Consider the following 20,613-nt stretch of genomic DNA (forward strand, 5'->3'; position numbering starts at 1 on the left):
TAAATGATCATTGCTTGATCGGCGGAGCGGTCTTCTCGGCGGGCGCCGGCGGCAACGCCGGCGTGGCGCCGTTCTTTTGCGCCTCGGCGTCCGGGCGCGCGGGCTCCGGCGCCGGCGTGGTCGGACGCGCGCCACCGGGTTTTGCTTCGGCAGGCGCCTGGCCCTGGGTGGTCGAAGGCGTCCCCTGCAGCGGCGGCGTCGCCTGCGCCATTCGCGTTTGCCCGTCGGCGGCGAGGCTGCCCAGCGCGAAGCCAGATACCGCAAGCCCCGCCACAACCATCATGGAGGCCAGCAGCAGGTCTTTTTTATCCGCGCGTTTCCTGTGGTCCGGGGTCATGTTTCACCGTCCGTTGTTTCTCCATTTCAACGGATATGGCGAAGCATGGTTCCAAGGCACGTCCAGGGCGCGACCCGGGAATACGGAGGTCACTCCTCCGAACAGCCGCAATCAATCCTTGGTGCTGACTTCCCAGGTGGCATGGCGAACGCCCGGCTGCCGCTCCAGATCAGCCACCACCGCTTCGAGTTCGGCCGGATGGATCGCGGTAGAGACCAGTCTCGCCACGATCTCCAGGAGATCGTCGCCATGCTCGACGACCTCGACATCGGCCACCGGATAATTGGCCTTTTCCAGTTGCTCCACCAGCCGATCGCGCATCGCAGGCAGCGCCTCCGGCGTGACGGCGAGCTTGAACTCGTACGTCGCTTCCGACGATTGCGCATCGAGCGGAATGCGATTGATGGCATTCACGAGCGGCCGCAGCAGGGTATTGCCGGCGAGCACGAACACGGTCAGCGCCGCTGCCTGCGCCACCATGTCGGCGCCGGCACAGGATCCTACCGCGGCGGATGCCCACAGCGTGGCCGCGGTGTTGAGGCCGCGTACATCGAGCCCCTGCTTCATGATGACGCCGGCGCCGAGGAAGCCGATTCCCGACACCACATAGGCGATCACGCGCACCGCGCCATCGGCGCCGGCGATGTGCATCGCGAGGTCGACGAACGCGGCAGCGCCGACCGCGACCAGCACGTTGGTGCGAAGCCCCGCGGTGCGCTGCCGGTATTGCCGCTCGGCACCGATCAGGGCGCCGAGCACGAAGGCTGTGACGAGGCTGACCAGCGTGTCGAGGAAATCGTAGAGCTGAAAGGTCGTCAGGAATCGCATCGGGCTCCCCAGTCAGGCGACTGGAGGCTATCTATCACAACTCCAGCAAGCCGCCGTCACCATCTTCGGCGGCGAACGCCAGCAGCGTGCCTTTTGGATTCCAGGCCAGCGCGGAGACGGCCGCGCCGCCATTCTTGCGCACCAGGATCTCGGCGCCATCCGTCATCCGGACCATCAGGATGGTGCCGTCGCTGTAGCCGACCGCGAGGATATCCTGCTTGGGATGGCAGGCGACCATCGAGACGCGCGCCTGCAGCGGCGCGAACATCGCGGGCTCCTTGCCCATCGGACCGTCCTTGCTGGCGAACGGCCACATGATCACGCTGTCGGCGCCCGAGGTCGCCAGCGCCTTGCCGCCCGCGCTCCACGACATCGAGCGGACCCGTCCCGGATAGCCGGTCATGCGCATGTGCCGGTGATCCGCCAGCCGCCAGCCGTGCAGCGCCGGCTCATGCATCGCGGTGACCAGGAACTTGTTGTCCGGCGAGAACACCACGCCGAGATGCGAGCCCGCCCATTCCAGAACTTCGGCGTTGGCGGCCATGTTGGGAAACCACAGGGTCACGCCGTTGTAATGGGCGACCGCAAGGCGCACGCCTTTTGGTGCAAACGCCAGTCCGCCGACGGTCGACGGCACCTCGAAGGATTTTTCCTCGGCCTTGCCGCTGCGCACGAACGCCGTCTTGCCGGCCGACCACGCCACCGCACCGTCGGGATGCAGCGCGACATTGTCGATCCAGCGCCGCTTCGGATCGGTCGCGAGCAGCGCCGTCTCGCCTTTTTTGTCCAGCGCGACCAACTTGCCGTCATCGCCGCCCATCACGATGCGCGCCCCATCGGTGGCGACGCACAGGATGCCGCCGCCATGGACCACGACCGTGGAAATCTCGCCGGCCCCATCGACCAACGCGACGTTTTCCTCGGCCCCGATAAAGGCCGCCCGATCACCCAGGAAATGCACCGCGATCACCGGCATGCCGAGCGCCAGCGGCCGCACCTTGTCGGTGACCGAAATGATGGAGGCTGAATTGTCGTCCGACTCGAACTGTTTCATCACGTGGTGATGCAGCTTTCGAAGCCGTCACGGATCAACTGTTCCGGCAGCTCGCGACCGATGAAAACCAGGCGGCTCTCGCGGGACTCGCCGTCTTTCCATTTCCGCTGATGGTCGCCCTCGAGCATCATATGCACACCCTGGAACACATAGCGGTCGTCATCGTCGCTGAACGACAAAATGCCCTTTGAGCGCAGAATCTTGGCACCCTCGGCGGCGACCAGGCCCTGCAGCCAGGGCATGAATTTGGTGGCATCGAGCGGTTTGCTGGTCCGCAGCGACAGCGATTGCATGTCCTCGTCGTGATAATGCTTCAGCCCGCCATGGCTGTGGGTATCGTGGCTATGGCCGTGATCATGATGATGGTCGTGGCCATGACCGTGATCGTGGTCATGATGATCGTGGCCGTCGCCGGTCTCGAGGAATTCCGGTTCGATTTCCAGGATACGATCGAGATCGAACGCGCCGCGCTCCAGCACATCCGACAGCGCGACCTGGCAGCGCTCGGTGCGGTGCAGCTTGGCATAGGGGTTGATGGCGCGAATCCGGGCCTCGACCTCGGCCAGTTCGGCCTTCGAAACCAGATCGGTCTTGTTGAGCACGATGACGTCGGCGAACGCGATCTGGTTCTTGGCTTCCGGCGCATCCTTGAGCCGGTCGCTCAGCCATCTGGCGTCGGCCACCGTGACCACCGCGTCGAGCCGGGCGTTCTTCTGCACGTCCTCGTCGACGAAAAAGGTCTGCGCCACCGGCGCCGGATCGGCGAGCCCGGTGGTCTCGACGATGATGGCGTCGAACTTGCCCTTGCGCTTCATCAGGCCCTCGAGAATGCGCACCAGGTCGCCGCGCACGGTGCAGCAGACGCAGCCATTGTTCATCTCGAAGACTTCCTCGTCCGCGCCGATGATCAAATCATTGTCGATGCCGATCTCGCCGAATTCGTTGACGATCACGGCGTATTTCTTGCCGTGGTTCTCCGACAGGATGCGGTTGAGCAGCGTGGTCTTGCCGGCGCCGAGATAGCCCGTCAGCACGGTCACGGGGATTTTTTGGGACGTCAATTCTGGCATAACAACTCCGAACATCGGGAATTTTGCGGCGCAACCGGCATCAGGGGGGCCCCTGGTCAAGCGCATCGGTCAGGGCCTTTATATTGTGCCTGACCATATCAATGTAAGTGGGGGCCTCGCCCTTTTCGCCCGTTAAACTGTCGGAATACAGCGTTCCGCCGATGCGGGCGCCGGTCTCGGCCGCGATCCGCTGCATCAGCCGCGGATCGCTGATATTTTCGAGGAAAATTGCCGGGATTTTCGCTGCCCGGATCTGGGTGATGATGCCGGCGATATCGCGGGCGCTGGGCTCCGAATCGGTGGAAACGCCCAGCGGCGCGATGAATTCGACGCCGTAAGCCGCGGCAAAATAGCCGAAGGCATCGTGGGTCGAGATCACCTTGCGGTGGTCAGGCGGGATCTGCGCCATCGCGGTTTTGACGTCGCGATCGAGCCCGTCGAGTTTGGCCAGATAGCCCTCCGCATTGGCGCGAAATACCGCGCCGTCGGCGGGATCGGCGGCCATCAGCGCGTCGCGGATATTGGCGACATAGACCTTGGCATTGGCGACCGACTGCCAGGCATGCGGATCGTCCGCTACACCCAATACGCGCGGGGCGATGCCGTCGGTCGCGGTGACGATCCTGGCCTTGCTGCCGGAGGACTGCACCAGCCGCGGCAGCCAGCCTTCCAGCGCAAAACCGTTGATGATCACAAGCTTGGCGTCGGCGATCTTCTTCGCATCGGCCGGCGCCGGCGTATAGACGTGAACGTCGCCATTGGCGCCAACCAGCGTCGCCACCTCGATTCGATCGCCGCCGACGTTTTTGGCGAAATCACCGAGGATGGAGAAGCTGGCGACGATGTTGAGGCGATCTTGCGCGCAGGCCGGCGAAGCCAATGCCGCAAGCAGCAGAGCTACGAGCCAAAATCTCATTCTCGGTACTAAGCCCGAGCGGCAGCGCGCCCCCTCTCCCCTTGTGGGAGAGGGTTGGGGTGAGGGGTTACGACCTATCGATAGGCCTGGACCCCTCACCCGGATCGCATTCCATGCGATCCGACCTCTCCCACAAGGGGAGAGGTGAAGCTGACGCCGAGCGCGTGGAAACAGATACTTCACCATGCGAGACCCATGCTACGCTTCGAGGTGAGGTGCCGGAAACATCTGCCGGACCAGGCCGCTGACGTTGCCGAACAGCACTGAAACCACATAGAGGGCCGCCGCCACCAGGATGATCGCGGGTCCCGACGGCACCTTGGTCTGAAACGACAGCACCAGCCCCAGATAGCCCGACACCATCGCGCTGATCACCGCGATACAGATCATGCCGGTGATGTCGCGGGACCAGAACCGCGCAATGCCCGCGGGCAGGATCATCAGCCCGACCGCGAGCAGCGTGCCGAGCGCATGAAAGCCGTTGACCAAATTGACGACGACCAGCGCCAGGAACGCCAGATGCGCCGGCGCCCCGGCGCGGCTGACGGTGCGCAGGAACACCGGATCGACGCATTCGATCACCAGCGGGCGGTAGATCACCGCGAGCACCACAAGGGTGACCGTGGTGTTGAAGGCGATCACCAGCAGGGTCGGATCGTCCATCGCTAGGATATCGCCGAACAACACGTGCAGCAGATCGATATTGGTGCCCTTGATCGAGACAATGGTGACGCCCAGCGCCAGCGATGTCAGATAGAAGGTGGCCAGCGATGCGTCTTCCTTCAGCTCGGTGTTGCGCGCGACCACGCCCGCGAGAATCGCCACCATGAAGCCCGCGATCAATCCGCCCGTCGTCATCGCAAACAGATTGAGCCCCGACACCAGGAAGCCGATCGCAGCCCCCGGCAGGATCGCATGCGCCATGGCGTCGCCGACCAGGCTCATGCGCCGCAGCATCAGGAACACGCCGATCGGCGCGCCGCCCAGCGCCAGCACGATCACCGCGGCAAGCGCCCGGCGCATGAATTCAAATTCGGTGAAGGGCGCGATCAGCGCATCGTAAAGCACCATCTCAGGCGGCCCGCGAGGCTGTGTCTTGCGCCACGCAAGGCGCCGCGCCATCGTCGAAGGCTTCGCACATCCGCCGCGCCTCGATAAGGTTTTCCGCGGTCAACACGTCAGGCGTTGAGCCCCAGGCGACCTTGCCGCGCGCCAGCAGCAGCGTCTCCGGAAAATTGCCGCGCACCAGATCCATATCGTGCAGCGCCGCCAGCACGGTGCGCTTTTCACTATGCCAGCGCCGCACCAGCACCAGCAGATCGGCCGAGGTCTTGGTGTCGATGGCGTTGAACGGCTCGTCCAGCACGATTAAGGCTGCGTCCTGCAACAGCACCCGCGCAAACAGCATGCGCTGCATCTGCCCGCCCGACAGCGTGCCGATATTGCGATTTTCGAAGCCGGTGAGACCAACCGATGCCAGCGCCTGGGCGATCTTGCCTCGCGCCGATTTGCCGATGCCGCCGAAAAATCCGGTCGAGCGCCATAATCCAGTGCCGACGAAGTCGAACACCGAGATCGGAAAGCTGCGGTCGATATCGGCGGTCTGCGGCAGATAGGCGATATCCCTGATGTCGAGGCCGCGCTCGATCGACCCGGCCAGCGGCTTGAGGATACCGACCAGCCCCCGAAATAGCGTCGACTTGCCGGCGCCGTTGGGACCGACCACCGCAATCAAGGCGCCGGAGGCGACCTCGCCACTGAGGTGGTGCACCGCCGGATGCCGGTCATAGCCCAAGGTGACGTCACGGAATTGCAGTTGCGCCGCCATCGCTCACCTCATCGCCAGCCATACGATGGCCCACAGGCCGGCGCTGACCGCTATCGCCGCAGCCAGACGTGAGAGCCCGGTCATGCGCAGGATCGACCAGGGAGCCGGCTGCGCCGGATGCGGCGACGCGGGGCCGTGGGCGTGGGCATGAGGTGGAACCATGAGATATTGTTATATTATAACATTACATGAGTCTACACACTACCGCCGTCATACCCGCCACCGGTGGGGGGCGTGACGTCCACGTCCAACATCGTCATTGCGAGCGTTAGCGAAGCAATCCAGGAGCCGCACGGAGAAGCTGGATTGCTTCGTCGCAAGAGCTCCTCGCAATGACGGCTGAACGTACGCCCGCATTCTCGCGACACGATGCGCCCGAGGTTTGCAAATTCATTCGCCCCCAAAAAGGGAGGGCGCAGGGAAGACCGGGTGCGCGCTGCACCCGCGGTCTCGCGTGCAAGGGTAGATAGAAAGGCGCACACGAGCATACAGGTTCAGCGGAAGCAGTCCGGCCTTCCCTGCGCAATGGTTTTACAGCTTATTCCGTGCTCTCCCCGGTGAGACCAGGCTTGCTTGTCACCGTCGCCCCCAAGAAGCGTGAACTCCTTGCGAACTTGACACCGGCCATTGGGGCGTCAGGACCACACGACTTTGCCGTCCGCTTGAGCCACGCTCGTCAGTCGTGGCACTCGCGTCCATCGCATCCCACCGCACGTTCGTGACGATCGCGAGCCGCCCCTCTCATCGGGTGGGATAGACAATGGAAGACGTGATTTGGGTCAAAATCAAAGCGGAATATTTTCAGCGCGGATACTGGACCAAGCGCTGGTGTAATCGCCCTGACGGCGACGCAGGCACTGGTAGGTCGGCCAAGCGAACGAACCGGACAGATACCCTGATGAGCAACCCGAATATCGCATCGCTGCGTCGCGGCGGCTGATCGGGGGAAGCCCTCATAACTCAAGGGCGATTGGTGGGGCCTTCACCAAGGTGCGCTATGCCCCGGTCGCGACTAAATTCCGTATCGCAGCGAAATGACGCAATGTGCCGCCAGCAGCGGAAGTCAACCGATGATTTACGCTGTTGGCGATACCTTCACAGACTTCTACTTCTCCGTGCTAGGCTCAAGTGTGAGCGCATTGTGCCTCCGAGAAGCGTCTTTAACCTAAGAAGATTGCAGCCATGCGTTGGTCTAAAACCTCTTCTTTGATTGCTTTCGTAATCGCCATCTTTGCTGCGATGGCAATCATACGCAATCTCAGAATTACAGGCTACGTTACTTTGAACACACAGCTTGTTGCAGCTTACTTTGCGTTTGGTCTCAACTTTTTGGCTGCGATTGTAGGATTTTGGACGCGATTTCGCGTTGCTTGGCTTTCATATCTGATGTTGAGCGCCGCAAGCATTCTGTTTCTGAGTTCCACGCCGTTAGCCGCAGCGTGGATACTGATCAAGCTGGCGGCCAGACATGCGTTCGCGTGATCCAAGGGGTCAACTTTAGCTCGTAGGGTGGGTTAGGCGCAGCCGTAACCCGCCATCTTTCCGCTCGCCGAAAACGGTGGGTTGCGCCGGAGCCTGTCATCGGGCCGCGCGTCGCGCGGACCCGTTGGGCTAACCCAGGTCGCACGATTGAACTTCTAGAATCTTTGTCTACTATACAAGGCAGAGCCAATGAGGCTCTCACTCCGAGGGATTACCAGCGTGCCCGAAATCGTCAGGATTTCCGCGGAATACGACGAAGAAGCCAAGGTTTGGGTTGCTCAGAGCGACGATATCCCACTGGTTACAGAAGCGGATACCGTAGAGCAGTTATTAGCCAGAATTCCTGGATTGATCCAAGACCTTGTTGAAGACGGCGATACCCGCGACAACATTCCTTTCCGACTGAACTTCCACGCTGAATCCAGCGTGCAAATTCGCGCGGCCTGAGCTCAAAATTGCTTCGGCAAGCCAGCTTGTTTCATGATGCCGTTCGCGGTGCGGCGCGATTTGATTTTTGCGTCCACGGGAAATCGCTCTTCGGTGATCGGGCTGTACCAGATATCATGGTCTCCCTTTCCGTGACGAACAAAGTAGCACCCCGCCGTGCTGAGAATAGCGCGGACATCGGGTGCGGAATCAACCATCACCGGCTCGCTTTCTTTTTTAGAAACCTTGCGCACCTTCGGCTTCTCCTTACGCGGCTGAGGAAACGTTTTTAGCCCGCTCCGCAATGCAGCTTCAAGCGCTTTTGCGCTGGTCCAAGTGGAACGTTAGGCCCGAGGCTCCAACTGGTCTCCGTTGAAAATATGGAGCATCCCTGCAAATCCTGGATGATCGGCCTCGACTACATAGCGCACGGCACCGGCTCGCGTCGTAAAAACTGAAACGATTATGCCCGGATACTCATAGCCGGCACGCTTCCTGACTAGATCGCCGACCTTTAAAGACTGGGACATTTTTCCTCCAAAAGCTGCGAGCGATTCGTTGCGATGATCGCTCGTCTCAGTTGCCATCATAGCTCGTCACAGCGGCATTTTGCTGAGCTTCTGAGGTCCGCCATGGGTCAAACGCAGCGTGCCAATCGTGAACGCGAAAATGGTGGCGCGGGCTCAGGCCAGATGGCGTATCAGCGCGAGGCCGGCGAACAGGCCGGCGATCGAGAACACTACCGAGCCCAGCACATAGAACAGCGCCAGTCCGATCTCACCGCGCTCATAGAGAAACGCTGTATCGAGCGAAAACGCCGAAAACGTCGTGTAGCCGCCGAGAATGCCGGTCATCAAAAACAGCTTCCAGGGCGCCGCGGCCTCGCCCTTGAAGGCGAGATAGCCCGCTATCAGGCCCATCACGGTCGAGCCGGTGATGTTGATGATGAAGGTATGGTACGGAAAAGCATCGCCAAACAGCCGTGGGCAGACGATGTTGACGAGGTAACGCAGCGTCGAGCCGAGGCCGCCGCCGATAAAAACCAACAGATAATTCATTTCGACTTTTCCCCGCGAACCGGCCCCAGCGTTTTGCCGCAAGGCTGCGATGATCGCAAGGATCGGCCGACCGCCGTCCAAATGAAAAGGGCGGCAGCTCGATGCTGCCGCCCCAATTCAAGACCGTTCGATATCAGGCCTTTTCGAACAGCTGCTCGACATATTCCCAGTTCACGAGATGATCGACGAACGCCTTGAGATAGTCCGGGCGGCGGTTGCGGTAATCGATGTAGTAGGAGTGCTCCCAGACGTCGACGCCGAGGATCGGGGTGGCGCCGTGCACCAGCGGGCTCTCGCCGTTGGCGGTCTTGGAGATCTCGAGCTTGCCGTTCTTGACCGACAACCAGGCCCAGCCGGAGCCGAACTGGCCGACGCCGGCGGCGGCGAAATCGGTCTTGAACTTCTCCAGCCCGCCGAGGTCCTCGGTGATCTTCTTTTCGAGCTTGCCCGGCAGCTTGCTGCCGCCGCCATTGGGCTTCATCCAGTTCCAGAAATGCAGATGGTTGTAGTGCTGGCCGGCATTGTTGAAGACCGCGGGATTCTTCCCGAACGAGCCCTTCACGATCTCCTCGAGGGACTTACCTTCGAATTCGGTCCCCTTGATCGCATTGTTGCCGTTGGTCACGTAGGCCTGGTGATGCTTGTCGTGGTGGAATTCCAGCGTTTCCTTCGACATATGAGGCGCGAGGGCGTCATGGGCGTAAGGCAGATTGGGAAGCGTGAAGGTCATGGGCTGATGTCCGCAATGATGGGAGACAAGGTCTATGGGAGAGACTAACGGGAACCCTTATAGAAGGTTCCACCGGGCTTAAACACCGCAATTTGGTACGATCAGGCCAGCGCGCGGTCGGTTCTCGGGATCATGCTGTAAACGCGCGCGGTTGAGGAAAAAATGACCATCGAGATCGACGTTTTGAACGGAGACGCATCGTGGCCGCTGGCAAAACCGCTGTTCGACGCGGTCTGGCCGCCGCATGTGCTGGCGACGCTGCCGTGGGCCGGAATAGCCTTCGCTCATGCCGAATTCCGGGTGCTGGTCCAGGATGAAGCGGGCGAGGCGCTATGCCATGTCGGGATCTACCGCCGCGATATCACCTGGAACGGCCGCAAGGTGCCGGCCGCCGGCATCGGCGGCGTGCTGACCCGCGCCGATGCGAGAAGCCGCGGCTACGCCAGCATGGCACTCGATGCGGCCATCCAAACGCTCAAGCACGAAGGCTCGGCCGCGTTTGCCATGTTGTTTTGCGAGCCGCACAACGTGCCCTTCTACATGGGACGCAACTGGAAGCCGTTCGATGGCGAAATCTTCGCCGAACAACCCGAGCAAGGCCGCGTCCGTTTCGATGCGATCGCCCCCTACATCTACGACCTGCGGGGACGCGCGCCACAAACCGGAATCATCGACCTCTGCGGCCTGCCATGGTGACCCGAAGCTAGGCCCGCCCAAACCTGTCCTGCCCAAGCCTATCCCGCATTTGCGCAAATCCGCTTTGTTGCTAAACATGTCTGGCGCTTCGGAACAGATTCCGAGGTTTCCCCATTGATGGCACCCCAACCAGCGGCTTCCCTACTCATGTCCAGATTTTCGCCTTTGAAATTAATGGCTTGCGGCCTCGTACTGGCGGCGCTCGGGATGGTCGGCGTGGCCCCGGCGGGCGCGCAGGCCGGTGGCGAGGTGAGCGGTATCTGGCTGACGCAGGCGGGCGATGCCAAGGTGCGCGTCAGCAAATGCGGCGCCGGCATTTGCGGGGTCGTGGTGTGGCTGCGGGAGCCGATCGATCCTGCGACCGGCAAGCCCGCGGTCGATGACAAGAATCCCAATCCGGCGCTGGCCCGGCGTCCGATGATCGGCCTTCCGCTGTTCAGCGGCATGCAGCCGTCGGGCCCGAACCGGTGGTCGGGCCAAATCTACAACGCCGACGACGGCAGCAGCTATGCCAGCAACGTCTCGGTCTCGGGTTCGGATACGCTCCGCGTCGAAGGCTGCGTCGGCGCACTATGCGGCGGCGAAAACTGGAGCCGCTCTTCGCGGTAATTTTGGGGTTTGGCCGCGACCTGAGCGAAGCGTAACGGCTGCGGACGAAACGTCATCCTGAGGTGCGAACTCTTGCGAGCCTCGAAGGATGGCCGCACGCACTGCACTTGAACAACATCCTTCGAGGCTCGCTGCGCTCGCACCTCAGGATGACGGCCGAGATAGCTTCACAGGATCAGAGGAGCGCGCGTTCTCGTGCGCCTCATCCCCACTCAAATATGTAGTGCACAAGGGACTTGCTTCAAGACCCGGCACCTGCCGTAGAACCGCCGCCCCAAGCCATATCCAAGGAGCGACGAGAATGCCTGTGTTGCCGATGACCCAGCATGCCGTGGTGATTTCCGGAGCAGGCCCGACAGGCCTCGTGTTGGCTGCCGAACTGGCGCTGGCCGACATCGACGTTGCCATCGTCGAGCGGCGCCCTGACCAGGAGCTCGCCGGCTCGCGCGCCGGCGGTCTGCACTCGCGCACCATCGAGGTGCTCGATCAGCGCGGCATCGCCGACCGCTTCCTCGCGCAGGGACAAATCGTGCAAGCCGTCGGCTTTGCCGGGGTCCGTTTGGATATCAGCGACTTTCCGACCCGCCATCCCTACAGTCTCGGGCTGCGGCAGAACCACATCGAGCGGATCCTCGCCGGCTGGGTCGACGACCTAAAAGTGCCGATCTATCGCGGTATGGAAGTGACAGGTTTCGCGCAGGACGACACCGGCGTGGATGTCGAGCTGAGCGATGGTCGATCGCTGCGGGCGCACTATCTCGTCGGCTGCGACGGCGGACGCAGTGTGGTCCGCAAGGCCGCCGGCATCGCGTTCCCGGGATCCGATCCCACCATCAGTAACCTGATCGCCGTGGCCGAGTTGGCCGAGACGCCGCCGCAATGGGGCGTCCACCGCGACGCGCTGGGCACCCATGCCCTCGGCCGGGTGGAGTACGAGATCCGCAACGGCGAGATCATCTACGCGGATCACGGACCGGTCGGAATCCTCGTGACCGAAGCGCACGTCGGACAGACCGCCCAACCCACGCTTAGCGATCTCAGCGCGGCGCTCATCACCGTCTACGGGACCGATTACGGGATCCACTCTCCGAGCTCGATTTCGCGGTTCACCGATGCGGCGCGGCAGGCGGCCTGCTACCGCAACGGACGCGTGTTGATCGCGGGCGACGCCGCGCATGTGCATCCCCCCGACACCGGCCAGGGTCTCCAGACCGGCGTGCAGGATGCGGTGAACCTGGGATGGAAGCTGGCGCAAATGGTCAAAGGCACATCGCCGGAAAGCCTCCTCGACACCTATCACGCCGAGCGCCACCCGGTCGGCACCCGCGTGTTGCGCCACACGATGGCGTCGATCATTCTCCGCCGCGAAGACGAACGCACCAAGGCGCTGCGCGAGACCATTGCCGAACTGCTCGGCATGGACGAGCCGCGCAGACGTTTCGCCGCCGACATGTCCGGCCTGGATATCAGCTACGACCTCGGCGACGGCCACCCGCTGCTCGGACGCCGCATGCCCGATCTCGACCTCGTGACCGCGAACGGTCCGTTGCGGGCCTTCGCCCTGCTGCGCGACGCCCGGCCGGTTCTGCTCAACCTCGGTGCGCCCGGCGGCATCGACATCGCGCCGTGGGCGGATCGAGTCCGGTCGATCGACGCCACCTACGCCGGCCAATGGGAGCTTCCGGCACTGGGTGCGGTCGCAGCACCCCGTGCCGTGTTGATCCGGCCCGACGGATATGTCGCGTGGGTCGGCGATGAGGCCCGTCTGGGACTAGCCGACGCGCTGACCCTTTGGTTTGGACCGCCCGCTACCAGCCAGCGAGCGCTTACGGTTTGAGCCCCCGCAACACCAGTTGATTGAGCCTGACGGCGAACGCCGCCGGATCTTCCGGCAGTTCGCCGTCGAGGATTTGCGCCTGCTCCAACAGCAGGAACGACAAATCCTTTGCGGTATCGCCATCCCCGCTGATCGCCGCGACCAACGGATGGCGCATGTTGATCTCGAGGATCGGCTTGGTGCCGGAGCCCTTGTTTTGCGCCGCCAGCAAACGCTCGAGCGCGCGATCCTGTCCATTGCCGCCGGCGACCAGGCATGACGCGCTCGACGTCAGCCGCTGCGAGGCGCGCACGTCGGAGACGCGCTCGCCGAGGGTGTCCTTGATCACGGCGATCACCGCCGCCTCGTCGGTCTGCGGCCTGTCCTTGTCGTTCTCCGCCTCGGCCTTCTCATCGAGCAGCGGGATCAGTCCGAGGTCGATATCGCCCTGGCTCAGCGATTTCAGCGGCTTGCCGCCGAAGTCGAGCGGCGCCGAGGTCCAGAACGCATCGACCGGATCGGTCAGCAGCAGCACCTCGATGCCACGCGCCTTGGCCGATTCGAGCTTCGGGTTGGCCCTCAGCCGCTCGACGCTTTCGCCGGTGAGATAATAGATCTCGGTCTGGTTCGGCTTGAGATCCTCGACATATTGCTTCAGCGACCGGTTGTCGCCGCTCGTCGTGGTAAAGCGCGACAGCCCCAACAGCTTCTCGCGCCGCTCGTAATCCTCCCAGATGCCTTCCTTGATCACCGGACCGAAGCCGTCCCAGATCTTGGCGAAGGCCTCCGGTTCCTTGTCACCGAGATTTTCCAGTTCTGATATCACGCGGGTGGTGACGGCTTTTCGGATCTGCGCGAGTTGCGGATTGTTCTGCAACATCTCGCGCGAAATATTCAGCGGAAGATCCTCGCTGTCGACCACGCCCCGGATGAAGCGCAGATAGGCCGGCAACAGATCGGCATCGTCGGCGATGAAGACGCGGCGGACGTAGAGCTTCACCTTGCCCTTGCGATGCGGCTCGAACAGATCGAACGGTTTTGCCGACGGCGCGAACAGCAGCACGGCATAGGACTGACGGCCTTCGGCGCGATAATGCAGCGTCATCGCGGGATCATCGAAGGCGCCGGCAATCGCCTGATAGGCCTGCTTGTAGTCTTCCGGCGTCAGTTCGGATTTCGGCCGCTGCCACAACGCGCTCGCCGAGTTGATCTGGTGCGGCTCGCCCTCTTCCGGCTTAAGTTCGATCGGGAACTGGATGTTGTCGGAATAGGCGCGGACCACGCGCTCGATCTCGTAAGTCTCGAGATATTTCTTGGCGTCGCCCTTCAGATGCAGAACGATTTCGGTGCCGCGGGTGACGCGCTGGGCGTCGTCGTCGCTGCCGGGCGCGATTTCAAAGCCGCTGCCGCCCGATGACGACCATACCCAGACCTCGCCGGTTCCCGCCCGGCGGCTGGTGACGACGATGCGGTCGGCGACCATGAACGCGGCATAGAACCCGACCCCGAACTGGCCGATCAGGCCGGCGCCGTCCTTGGCCTCGGTCAGCCGCGACAGGAACGATTTGGTACCGGAGCGCGCGATGGTGCCGAGATTGTCGATCAGTTCCTGCCGGTCCATCCCGATGCCGTTATCGATGATCGACAGCGTATCGGCCTTCTTGTCGGGCGCGATGCGGATCTGAGGCGCGGCCCCGTCGGCCATCAGATCGGGGGCCGCGATCGCCTCGTAGCGCAGCTTGTCGCAGGCATCCGACGCGTTCGAGATCAGCTCGCGCAGGAAGATGTCGGTTTCCGAATAGACCGAATGCACCATCAGGTGCAGCAGTTCGGCGACCTCGGCCTGGAACGGCTGGGATTGGGCTGTCGTCGTGGTGTCGGCGGTCATTATTCTCGCTTCCCTGGAAAATGTCGGGTCCGGTAAATCAGGAAACCCCGGATATAGCGACACTATTTCGGCTGGCAAGTTTCAAAGCATCCCGCAGCATGCGGTGGCGTCGGTTGCCACCCTCCCCGACTATCAATAATAGATGGGAAAACACCTCGCGAAGGGGCACGATCGGTTGCCGCTCGGCCATTCCGCGAGAAGAAAAATACAAGAAGAAAATCAAGGATGAGGATGACGCCTATGGAAGCCAAAGTGAGCACCGCCGCATCGCCTTCGGCTCGAAAATGGTCGCCCGCGCCGGATGCGAGCGACCTCGTCAAGAACATCCATGCCATGCTGCACCCGCGCAACATCGTGCTGGTGGGGGCGACCGACAAGCCCGGCAACTATGCCGAGCGCATCTGGAACAATCTGATCAAGTATCAATTCGAGGGCGGGCTGTACCCGGTCAATTCGAAGCGCGAAACCGTCTGGGGCGTGACCTGCTACAAGGATTTCGCCAGCCTGCCGGACAAACCCGACCACGTGCTGGTGCTGGTGCCGGCGCGCTTCGCGGTTCAGGTGATCCGCGACGCCGCCGCGGCCGGCGCCCGCTCGGCCACCATCGTCACCTCAGGCTTCAGCGAACTACAGGATGCGGAAAGCCAGCGGCTCGCCATCGAACTGGCGCAGGCGATCAAGGACACCGGGCTGGCGGTCACCGGTCCGAATTGCCTCGGCAATCTCAGCGCCGGCGAAAAGCTATTCACCAATATCGACGACCGCATCGTCACCATGGCGCCGGGCCCGGTCGCGATCGCCGGCCAATCCGGCGCGATCGTGATGGCGATCCGCCAGGCGCTGGAGGATCGCGGCGTCGGCGTCGGCTACATGGTCACGACGGGAAACGAAGCCGGGCTCGAAACGCCCGATTTAATGGCCTATTTCGCCGCCGATCCGAGTGTTCGGGTGATCGTGGTGTATCTGGAAGGCGTGCGCAACACCAAGGTGTTCCGGCAGGCCTGCAAGGCCGCGCGTGCCGCCGGCAAGCCGGTGATCGCCTTGAAACTCGGTGCTTCCGAAGGCGGACGCGCCGCCGCGATGGCCCATACCGGCGCGCTGGCCGGTTCGATCGAGACCTTCGATGCGATCTCGACCCGCGAGGGCGTGATCCGGGTGCGCGGCCTCGATGAACTGTTAGAGACCACCGAATGCTTCGTGCATGCCGAACCGCCGAAGAGCAACCGTCTGGCCGCGGTGTCACTCTCCGGTGGCAAGCGCGGCCTCTTGATCGATGCGTTCTATGCAGCCGGGTTGAATTTCGCAGCCCTCAGCGCCGATACCACCGCAAAACTTTCCAAAATGCTCGGCCCCGGCAGCATCGTCGGCAACCCGCTCGATGCCGGCTTTGCCGCGGTGGTCGATCCCTCGGTCTACATGCAGTCGATCCAGATCATGATCGACGATCCCGATACCGACATCGTCATCATCGACGCCGAATTGCCAAAGGCGCCGCACGAATTGCGCGAACGGAATTTGCGGATCGTCGACGACAAGGCCGCCAAAGCCAACAAGCCCGTGATCTACATTTCAACGATGTCGATCGGCTTCACCGAATTCACCAAGGAATTGCGCAAGTCGCTACCGCATATCGCCGTGATGCAGGGCCTCGACCGCGCGGTCGGCGCCATCAAATCGCTGATCGACTATGCCTCGCTGCGCAAGGAAGTGCCCGATGCAGTATCGACGTCGAGCGCATCGGCGCGCGCGACATTGGAAAAAACGCTGAAGGGCGCGCAAGGTGCCGCCCTCGACGAGGTCGCCTCGAAGAAACTGCTGAAGGCCTATGGCATTCCGGTCTCCAGGGAAGAGATCGCGCAGACAGCTGTGGACGCCGTCAAGATCGCCAAACAGATCGGCTTTCCCGTGGTGGCAAAAGTGGTCAGTGCCGACATCCTGCACAAATCCGACATCGGCGGCGTGGTGCTCAACATCAACAGCACAGCCGAGGTGAAGAAGGCGTTCAATGACATCACCGCGCGGGTGAAGAAGCTCAAAGGCAAACCCAAACTCGAAGGCATCCTGATCGCGCAGCAGGTCAGGGCCGACCTCGAACTGGTGATCGGCGCCTCGCTCGATGCCGAGATGGGCCCGGTGGTTTTGTTCGGGTCCGGCGGCGTCGATATCGAACTGATGAAAGATGTGGCATTGGCCGGGGCGCCGCTCGACGCCGACGAGGCCAAGGCCTTGATCGCCCGCACCAAGGCCGGCGTGAAGCTGAAGGGATATCGCGGCAAGCCCGCCCTGCACGAGGCCTCCGCCGTCAAGGCGCTGGTCGGCCTGTCCAATTTGATGGCGGACGCCGGCAACCGCATCGCCTCGATCGACGTCAATCCGTTCTTGATCAATACCAAGACCGGCGTCGCCGTCGACGGCCTGATCGTGCTCAACAACGCCGCCGCCAAAAGCGCCGCGGGGCATTGACGGGCAAAGGACTAGTAAGACGTTTCCGAAGTTCGAGAATACTCCCCGACGTCATCCTGAGGTGCGCGCTCTTTCTTGCGCGCCTCGAAGGATGGCCGCAAGCACGACGCTGAACACCATCCTTCGAGGCTCGCAAGAGCTCGCACCTCAGGATGACGTCCGGGATAACTTCACAGGCTCTCAGAATGAGGTGCGAGCCGTGCGAGCCGACCGGTTTCACGGAATCGATCCACTAGGCCAAAGGTCGCAGGATTTCGCGGCGTTAGCGTTGGCAAAACCGACCCGGACGGGATAGCCTGATGGAACAACAAGGCATCAAAGAATGCCGCCATCAGGACACGTCATCTTGTCTGGGAGGACAGCATGGGACCTTCGCAACGGCCATGGGCGGCCGATCGTCGGACTATTCTTAAGACAGGCGCCGCGATTGCTGCGGTGCAATTTGCATCCCCTTACATCATCAAGGCCCGCGGCGAGACGCCGATACGGATCGGGTTTATCGATCCGCTGACCGGCGTTTATGCAGCGATCGCGCAAAACGAGGTGGTGGGCGCCAAATACGCCACCGAGGAGATCAACAAGAAGGGCGGCATCCTCGGCCGCCAGGTCGAACTGCTGGTCGAGGACTCCGCCAACGACGTCGGCACCGGCGTGCAGAAGGCGCGCAAGCTGATCGAACGCGACGGGGTGAATTTCATCGTCGGCGACGTTAATTCCGGCATCGCGATCGCGATCGCGCAGGTCACCAGCGAAAAGAAAATTCTACACATCGTCGGCGGCGGTCACACCGATCCGATCACCGGTTCGAGCTGCTCATGGAATGTGTTCCGCGTTTGCAACTCGACCGCGATGGACGCCAACGCCATCGCCGCCACGCTGATGGAGAAGTTCGGCAAGAAATGGTACTTCCTGACGCCGGATTATGCCTACGGCCACTCGGTGCAGGCCGGCTTCGAGAAACTGCTGAAGGCCGCGGGCGGCACTTCTTCAGGCTCGCTGGTCCCGCTCGGCACCGCCGACTATTCGGCCTATCTGATCCAGGCCAAATCCTACGGTCCACAGGTGCTGATCAACGTGATGGGCGGCGGCGACCAGGTCTCGAGCCTCAAGCAATTCGTCCAGTTCGGGCTCGACAAGCAGATGGCCGTCGGCGGCACGCTGTTCGAGCTCGAAAGCATCCGCGCCGTACCCGATGCCGCGCGCGTCGGCTGGTGGACCATGGAGTGGTGGTGGGACCAGCCCGGCGTGCCGCATGTCGCGGAATTCAACGCCGCCATGAAGAAAATCACCGGCGGCGCCGCCACCGCGCGCAACTGGTTCGGCTATGCCTCGGTGCAGACGCTGGCGCTGGTCGCCAACCAGGAAAAAACACTGGATGCGCCGAAATTGGCGCATGCGCTCTCCGGCTTCAAGCTACCGCCCGAGGTCGCGCTGCAACCAGGCGCTCCGGAATACAGGGCCGGAGACCACGAATTGATGAGCACGGTATTTGTCGGCGAGGCCCACCCCCCACAGGGCGATCCCGACAACATGTTCGCCGTGAAAAATCCCGTGCCCGGCGAAAAGGCCGCCGGACCGGCCGAAGCCACCGGCTGCAAGATCCAATGGCCGGCCTGATACGCAGTATCTGACATCTAACGCCGGTGCCTCCACGGCACCGGCGCAGTGATCCGGCGCGACGTCTCCCGGATCAATTGCCTGTCTCTCTTGTCCGGTGACTCCCGCTTCCGGTGGTTTATGACGCAACTTCTCCTGTTCAACGTCACCAACGGGCTCATCGTCGGCGCGTTTTATGTGCTGATGGCGCTCGGCCTTTCGCTGATTCTCAACCTGAGCAACGTCATCAATTTCGCGCATGGCGGATTTCTCGTCATCGGCGGCTACATCGCCTATGCGATCACGCCGTATGTCGGCTTCTGGGGCGCGCTGTTGCTGGCACCACCTTTGACGGCGATCATCGGGCTCGCGGTCGAACGCGTGCTGATCCGGCCGCTCTATGGCCGCGATCCGCTCTACAGCCTGCTACTGACCTTCGGCCTCGCCTTCATGATCGAGGATGGCACCCGCTTTCTGTTCGGCGCGCAGGGCAAGCCGATGACCATTCCGGCCTTCCTGTCGCAATCGGTCAGCAACGATCTGTTTTTCATCACCTGGTATCGGCTGTTCATGGTCGCCGTGGTGATGGTCGCGGTGACGCTGCTGTTCGTGCTGCTGCGCTACACCAGGCTCGGCATTCGCATTCGGGCCGGCACGCTCGACCTGGAAACCGTCGCGGCGCTGGGCATCAACGTGCAGATGCTGCGCTCGCTCAATTTCGCCGTCGGTATTTACCTCGCCGGCCTCAGCGGCGTGCTCGCGGCAGGCCAACTCGGGCTTGAGCCGACCATGGGCACCGGCCTCCTGATGCCGAGTTTTATCGCCATCATCGTCGGCGGCATCGGCAGCCTGCCGGGCACCTTGATGGGCGGCCTGTTGATCGGCGTGGCCTCGGGATTGACCGCGGTATTCTTTCCAGCCGCCAGCGAAGCGGTGATCTACGTGATGATGGCGGTGGTGCTGTTGATCCGCCCCCGTGGATTGTTCGGCGAGGAAGGAATGATGAGTTGAGTACCGAGCAGACCCGAAAACTGGTCGTCCTGGCGGCGATCTGGATCGTCCTGATATCCGCGCCTTATTGGATGGTGCCGCTCGGCGGCTATACCGCGCTAGCTACCCGCGTGCTGGTGCTGGGCCTGGCCGCGATGTCGCTGAATTTCCTGCTTGGTTTTACCGGCGTGCTGTCGTTCGGGCACGCCGCCTATTTCGGGCTCGGCGCCTATGGCGCCGGGTTGACGCTGAAATACCTCGCGGCCTCGACGCCGCTGGCGCTGATCGCCGGAATCATGCTGGCCGGAATTTGCGGCGCGCTGCTGGGCATGCTGATCGTGCGGCGGCGCGGGGTCTATTTCGCCATGGTGACGATCGCCTTCGGCCAGGTGTTTTACTACATCGCGTTTCAGTGGAGTTCGCTGACCGGCGGCGACGATGGCCTGCGCGGCTTCTCGCGCCAGCCGCTCGACTTTGGCGCGTTCAAGCTCGACATCCTCTCCAGCGAGAAGAACTTTTACTTCTTTGTGCTGTTTTGTTTCGCGCTGGCGCTGGCGGTGATGGGATTTATCCTGCGCTCGCCGTTCGGCCGCACCATGATCGCGATCCGCGAGAACGAACGCCGCGCACGTTTTCTGGGCATTCCGGTCGAACGCCATATCTGGATCGCGTTCACGCTGTCCTGCTTCTTCATGGGATTTGCCGGCGCGCTCTATGCGCTCGTCAACAATTTCGCCGATCCGCGCGGCCTGCATTACAGCCAATCGGGCGATTTCGTCATGATGGCGGTGATGGGTGGCATGCGGAACTTCTGGGGGCCGCTGCT

General features: G+C 62.4%; 23 protein-coding genes. 10 read left to right on the top strand and 13 right to left on the bottom strand.

The window, feature by feature from the left end:
• Nucleotides 1-7 precede the first annotated feature (7 nt).
• The 8 genes from GSQ88_RS11965 to GSQ88_RS34955 all read right to left on the bottom strand — a co-directional run bounded on the left by GSQ88_RS11965 (nucleotide 8) and on the right by GSQ88_RS34955 (nucleotide 6,195).
• Nucleotides 8-337, bottom strand: a complete 330-nt coding sequence (locus GSQ88_RS11965; protein WP_159007957.1) for a hypothetical protein — start codon at nucleotides 335-337, stop codon at nucleotides 8-10.
• 111 nt (nucleotides 338-448) lie between these two features.
• Nucleotides 449-1,165, bottom strand: a complete 717-nt coding sequence (locus GSQ88_RS11970) for an MgtC/SapB family protein (protein WP_159007958.1) — start codon at nucleotides 1,163-1,165, stop codon at nucleotides 449-451.
• 34 nt (nucleotides 1,166-1,199) lie between these two features.
• On the bottom strand, nucleotides 1,200-2,219 hold the full coding sequence (locus GSQ88_RS11975; protein WP_174247989.1) for a WD40 repeat domain-containing protein: 1,020 nt from the start codon (nucleotides 2,217-2,219) through the stop codon (nucleotides 1,200-1,202).
• A complete protein-coding gene (locus GSQ88_RS11980; RefSeq protein WP_159007960.1) occupies nucleotides 2,219-3,289 on the bottom strand; it encodes a CobW family GTP-binding protein in 1,071 nt (356 codons plus the stop codon). Before GSQ88_RS11980 ends, GSQ88_RS11975 begins: the two co-directional genes overlap by 1 nt.
• A gap of 40 nt (nucleotides 3,290-3,329) precedes the next feature.
• Nucleotides 3,330-4,205: a metal ABC transporter substrate-binding protein gene (locus GSQ88_RS11985; protein ID WP_159007961.1), complete on the bottom strand. Its 876-nt coding sequence runs from the start codon at nucleotides 4,203-4,205 to the stop codon at nucleotides 3,330-3,332.
• 198 nt (nucleotides 4,206-4,403) lie between these two features.
• Nucleotides 4,404-5,273, bottom strand: coding sequence for a metal ABC transporter permease (locus tag GSQ88_RS11990; protein ID WP_159007977.1), 870 nt, complete (start codon nucleotides 5,271-5,273; stop codon nucleotides 4,404-4,406).
• Between the two features lie 4 nt (nucleotides 5,274-5,277).
• Nucleotides 5,278-6,033 (bottom strand): metal ABC transporter ATP-binding protein, encoded by a 756-nt coding sequence (locus GSQ88_RS11995; RefSeq protein ID WP_159007962.1) that lies wholly within the window; start codon nucleotides 6,031-6,033, stop codon nucleotides 5,278-5,280.
• Nucleotides 6,034-6,036: 3 nt separating this feature from the next.
• Nucleotides 6,037-6,195 carry a hypothetical protein gene (locus tag GSQ88_RS34955; RefSeq protein ID WP_174247990.1) on the bottom strand — a complete coding sequence of 53 codons (159 nt, stop codon included), beginning with the start codon at nucleotides 6,193-6,195 and terminating at the stop codon, nucleotides 6,037-6,039.
• A 598-nt stretch (nucleotides 6,196-6,793) separates the two neighbouring features.
• Between GSQ88_RS34955 and GSQ88_RS12000 the strand changes: the two genes are divergently transcribed.
• The 3 genes from GSQ88_RS12000 (at nucleotide 6,794) to GSQ88_RS12010 (ending at nucleotide 7,962) form a co-directional block, all read left to right on the top strand.
• Entirely contained in the window at nucleotides 6,794-6,973 is a 180-nt protein-coding gene (locus GSQ88_RS12000; RefSeq protein WP_159007963.1) for a hypothetical protein, read from the top strand.
• Nucleotides 6,974-7,215: 242 nt separating this feature from the next.
• Complete coding sequence (locus tag GSQ88_RS12005; RefSeq protein ID WP_159007964.1) at nucleotides 7,216-7,515, top strand: hypothetical protein; 300 nt, start codon at nucleotides 7,216-7,218, stop codon at nucleotides 7,513-7,515.
• A 219-nt stretch (nucleotides 7,516-7,734) separates the two neighbouring features.
• Nucleotides 7,735-7,962 (top strand): DUF1902 domain-containing protein, encoded by a 228-nt coding sequence (locus GSQ88_RS12010; RefSeq protein ID WP_246735240.1) that lies wholly within the window; start codon nucleotides 7,735-7,737, stop codon nucleotides 7,960-7,962.
• Nucleotides 7,963-7,964: 2 nt separating this feature from the next.
• Here the strand turns inward: GSQ88_RS12010 and GSQ88_RS12015 are convergent, their stop codons facing one another.
• From GSQ88_RS12015 to GSQ88_RS12025, 4 genes are all read right to left on the bottom strand, one after another.
• Nucleotides 7,965-8,159, bottom strand: a complete 195-nt coding sequence (locus GSQ88_RS12015; RefSeq protein WP_159007978.1) for a type II toxin-antitoxin system HicA family toxin — start codon at nucleotides 8,157-8,159, stop codon at nucleotides 7,965-7,967.
• Between the two features lie 126 nt (nucleotides 8,160-8,285).
• Nucleotides 8,286-8,528, bottom strand: coding sequence for a hypothetical protein (locus GSQ88_RS35210; RefSeq protein ID WP_210253790.1), 243 nt, complete (start codon nucleotides 8,526-8,528; stop codon nucleotides 8,286-8,288).
• A gap of 96 nt (nucleotides 8,529-8,624) precedes the next feature.
• Complete coding sequence (gene crcB / locus GSQ88_RS12020; RefSeq protein ID WP_159007966.1) at nucleotides 8,625-8,999, bottom strand: fluoride efflux transporter CrcB; 375 nt, start codon at nucleotides 8,997-8,999, stop codon at nucleotides 8,625-8,627.
• A gap of 133 nt (nucleotides 9,000-9,132) precedes the next feature.
• Nucleotides 9,133-9,729, bottom strand: a complete 597-nt coding sequence (locus tag GSQ88_RS12025; protein WP_159007967.1) for a superoxide dismutase — start codon at nucleotides 9,727-9,729, stop codon at nucleotides 9,133-9,135.
• Nucleotides 9,730-9,891: 162 nt separating this feature from the next.
• Here GSQ88_RS12025 and GSQ88_RS12030 point away from each other — a divergent pair, with 162 nt between their 5' ends.
• The 3 genes from GSQ88_RS12030 (at nucleotide 9,892) to GSQ88_RS12040 (ending at nucleotide 12,871) form a co-directional block, all read left to right on the top strand.
• On the top strand, nucleotides 9,892-10,425 hold the full coding sequence (locus tag GSQ88_RS12030) for a GNAT family N-acetyltransferase (RefSeq protein WP_159007968.1): 534 nt from the start codon (nucleotides 9,892-9,894) through the stop codon (nucleotides 10,423-10,425).
• A 147-nt stretch (nucleotides 10,426-10,572) separates the two neighbouring features.
• Entirely contained in the window at nucleotides 10,573-11,034 is a 462-nt protein-coding gene (locus GSQ88_RS12035) for a DUF2147 domain-containing protein (protein WP_502706721.1), read from the top strand.
• Between the two features lie 316 nt (nucleotides 11,035-11,350).
• Nucleotides 11,351-12,871 carry an FAD-dependent monooxygenase gene (locus GSQ88_RS12040; RefSeq protein WP_159007969.1) on the top strand — a complete coding sequence of 507 codons (1,521 nt, stop codon included), beginning with the start codon at nucleotides 11,351-11,353 and terminating at the stop codon, nucleotides 12,869-12,871.
• On the opposite strand, the gene htpG is transcribed toward GSQ88_RS12040, so the two are convergent.
• Nucleotides 12,861-14,738, bottom strand: coding sequence for a molecular chaperone HtpG (gene htpG / locus GSQ88_RS12045; RefSeq protein ID WP_159007970.1), 1,878 nt, complete (start codon nucleotides 14,736-14,738; stop codon nucleotides 12,861-12,863). The genes GSQ88_RS12040 and htpG overlap by 11 nt on opposite strands.
• Before the next feature lie 240 nt (nucleotides 14,739-14,978).
• On the opposite strand from htpG, the gene GSQ88_RS12050 reads away from it, so the two are divergent.
• The 4 genes from GSQ88_RS12050 to GSQ88_RS12065 form a co-directional block, all read left to right on the top strand.
• Nucleotides 14,979-17,201, top strand: a complete 2,223-nt coding sequence (locus GSQ88_RS12050; RefSeq protein WP_159007971.1) for an acetate--CoA ligase family protein — start codon at nucleotides 14,979-14,981, stop codon at nucleotides 17,199-17,201.
• Between the two features lie 435 nt (nucleotides 17,202-17,636).
• Nucleotides 17,637-18,818: an ABC transporter substrate-binding protein gene (locus tag GSQ88_RS12055; protein WP_246735242.1), complete on the top strand. Its 1,182-nt coding sequence runs from the start codon at nucleotides 17,637-17,639 to the stop codon at nucleotides 18,816-18,818.
• 120 nt (nucleotides 18,819-18,938) lie between these two features.
• Entirely contained in the window at nucleotides 18,939-19,808 is an 870-nt protein-coding gene (locus GSQ88_RS12060; protein WP_159007973.1) for a branched-chain amino acid ABC transporter permease, read from the top strand.
• A partial coding sequence (locus GSQ88_RS12065) for a branched-chain amino acid ABC transporter permease (protein WP_246735244.1) occupies nucleotides 19,805-20,613 on the top strand: 809 nt, incomplete at its 3' end. The genes GSQ88_RS12060 and GSQ88_RS12065, both read left to right, overlap by 4 nt.

It is taken from the genome of Bradyrhizobium sp. S69, assembly GCF_009766005.1.
Lineage (GTDB): Bacteria > Pseudomonadota > Alphaproteobacteria > Rhizobiales > Xanthobacteraceae > Bradyrhizobium.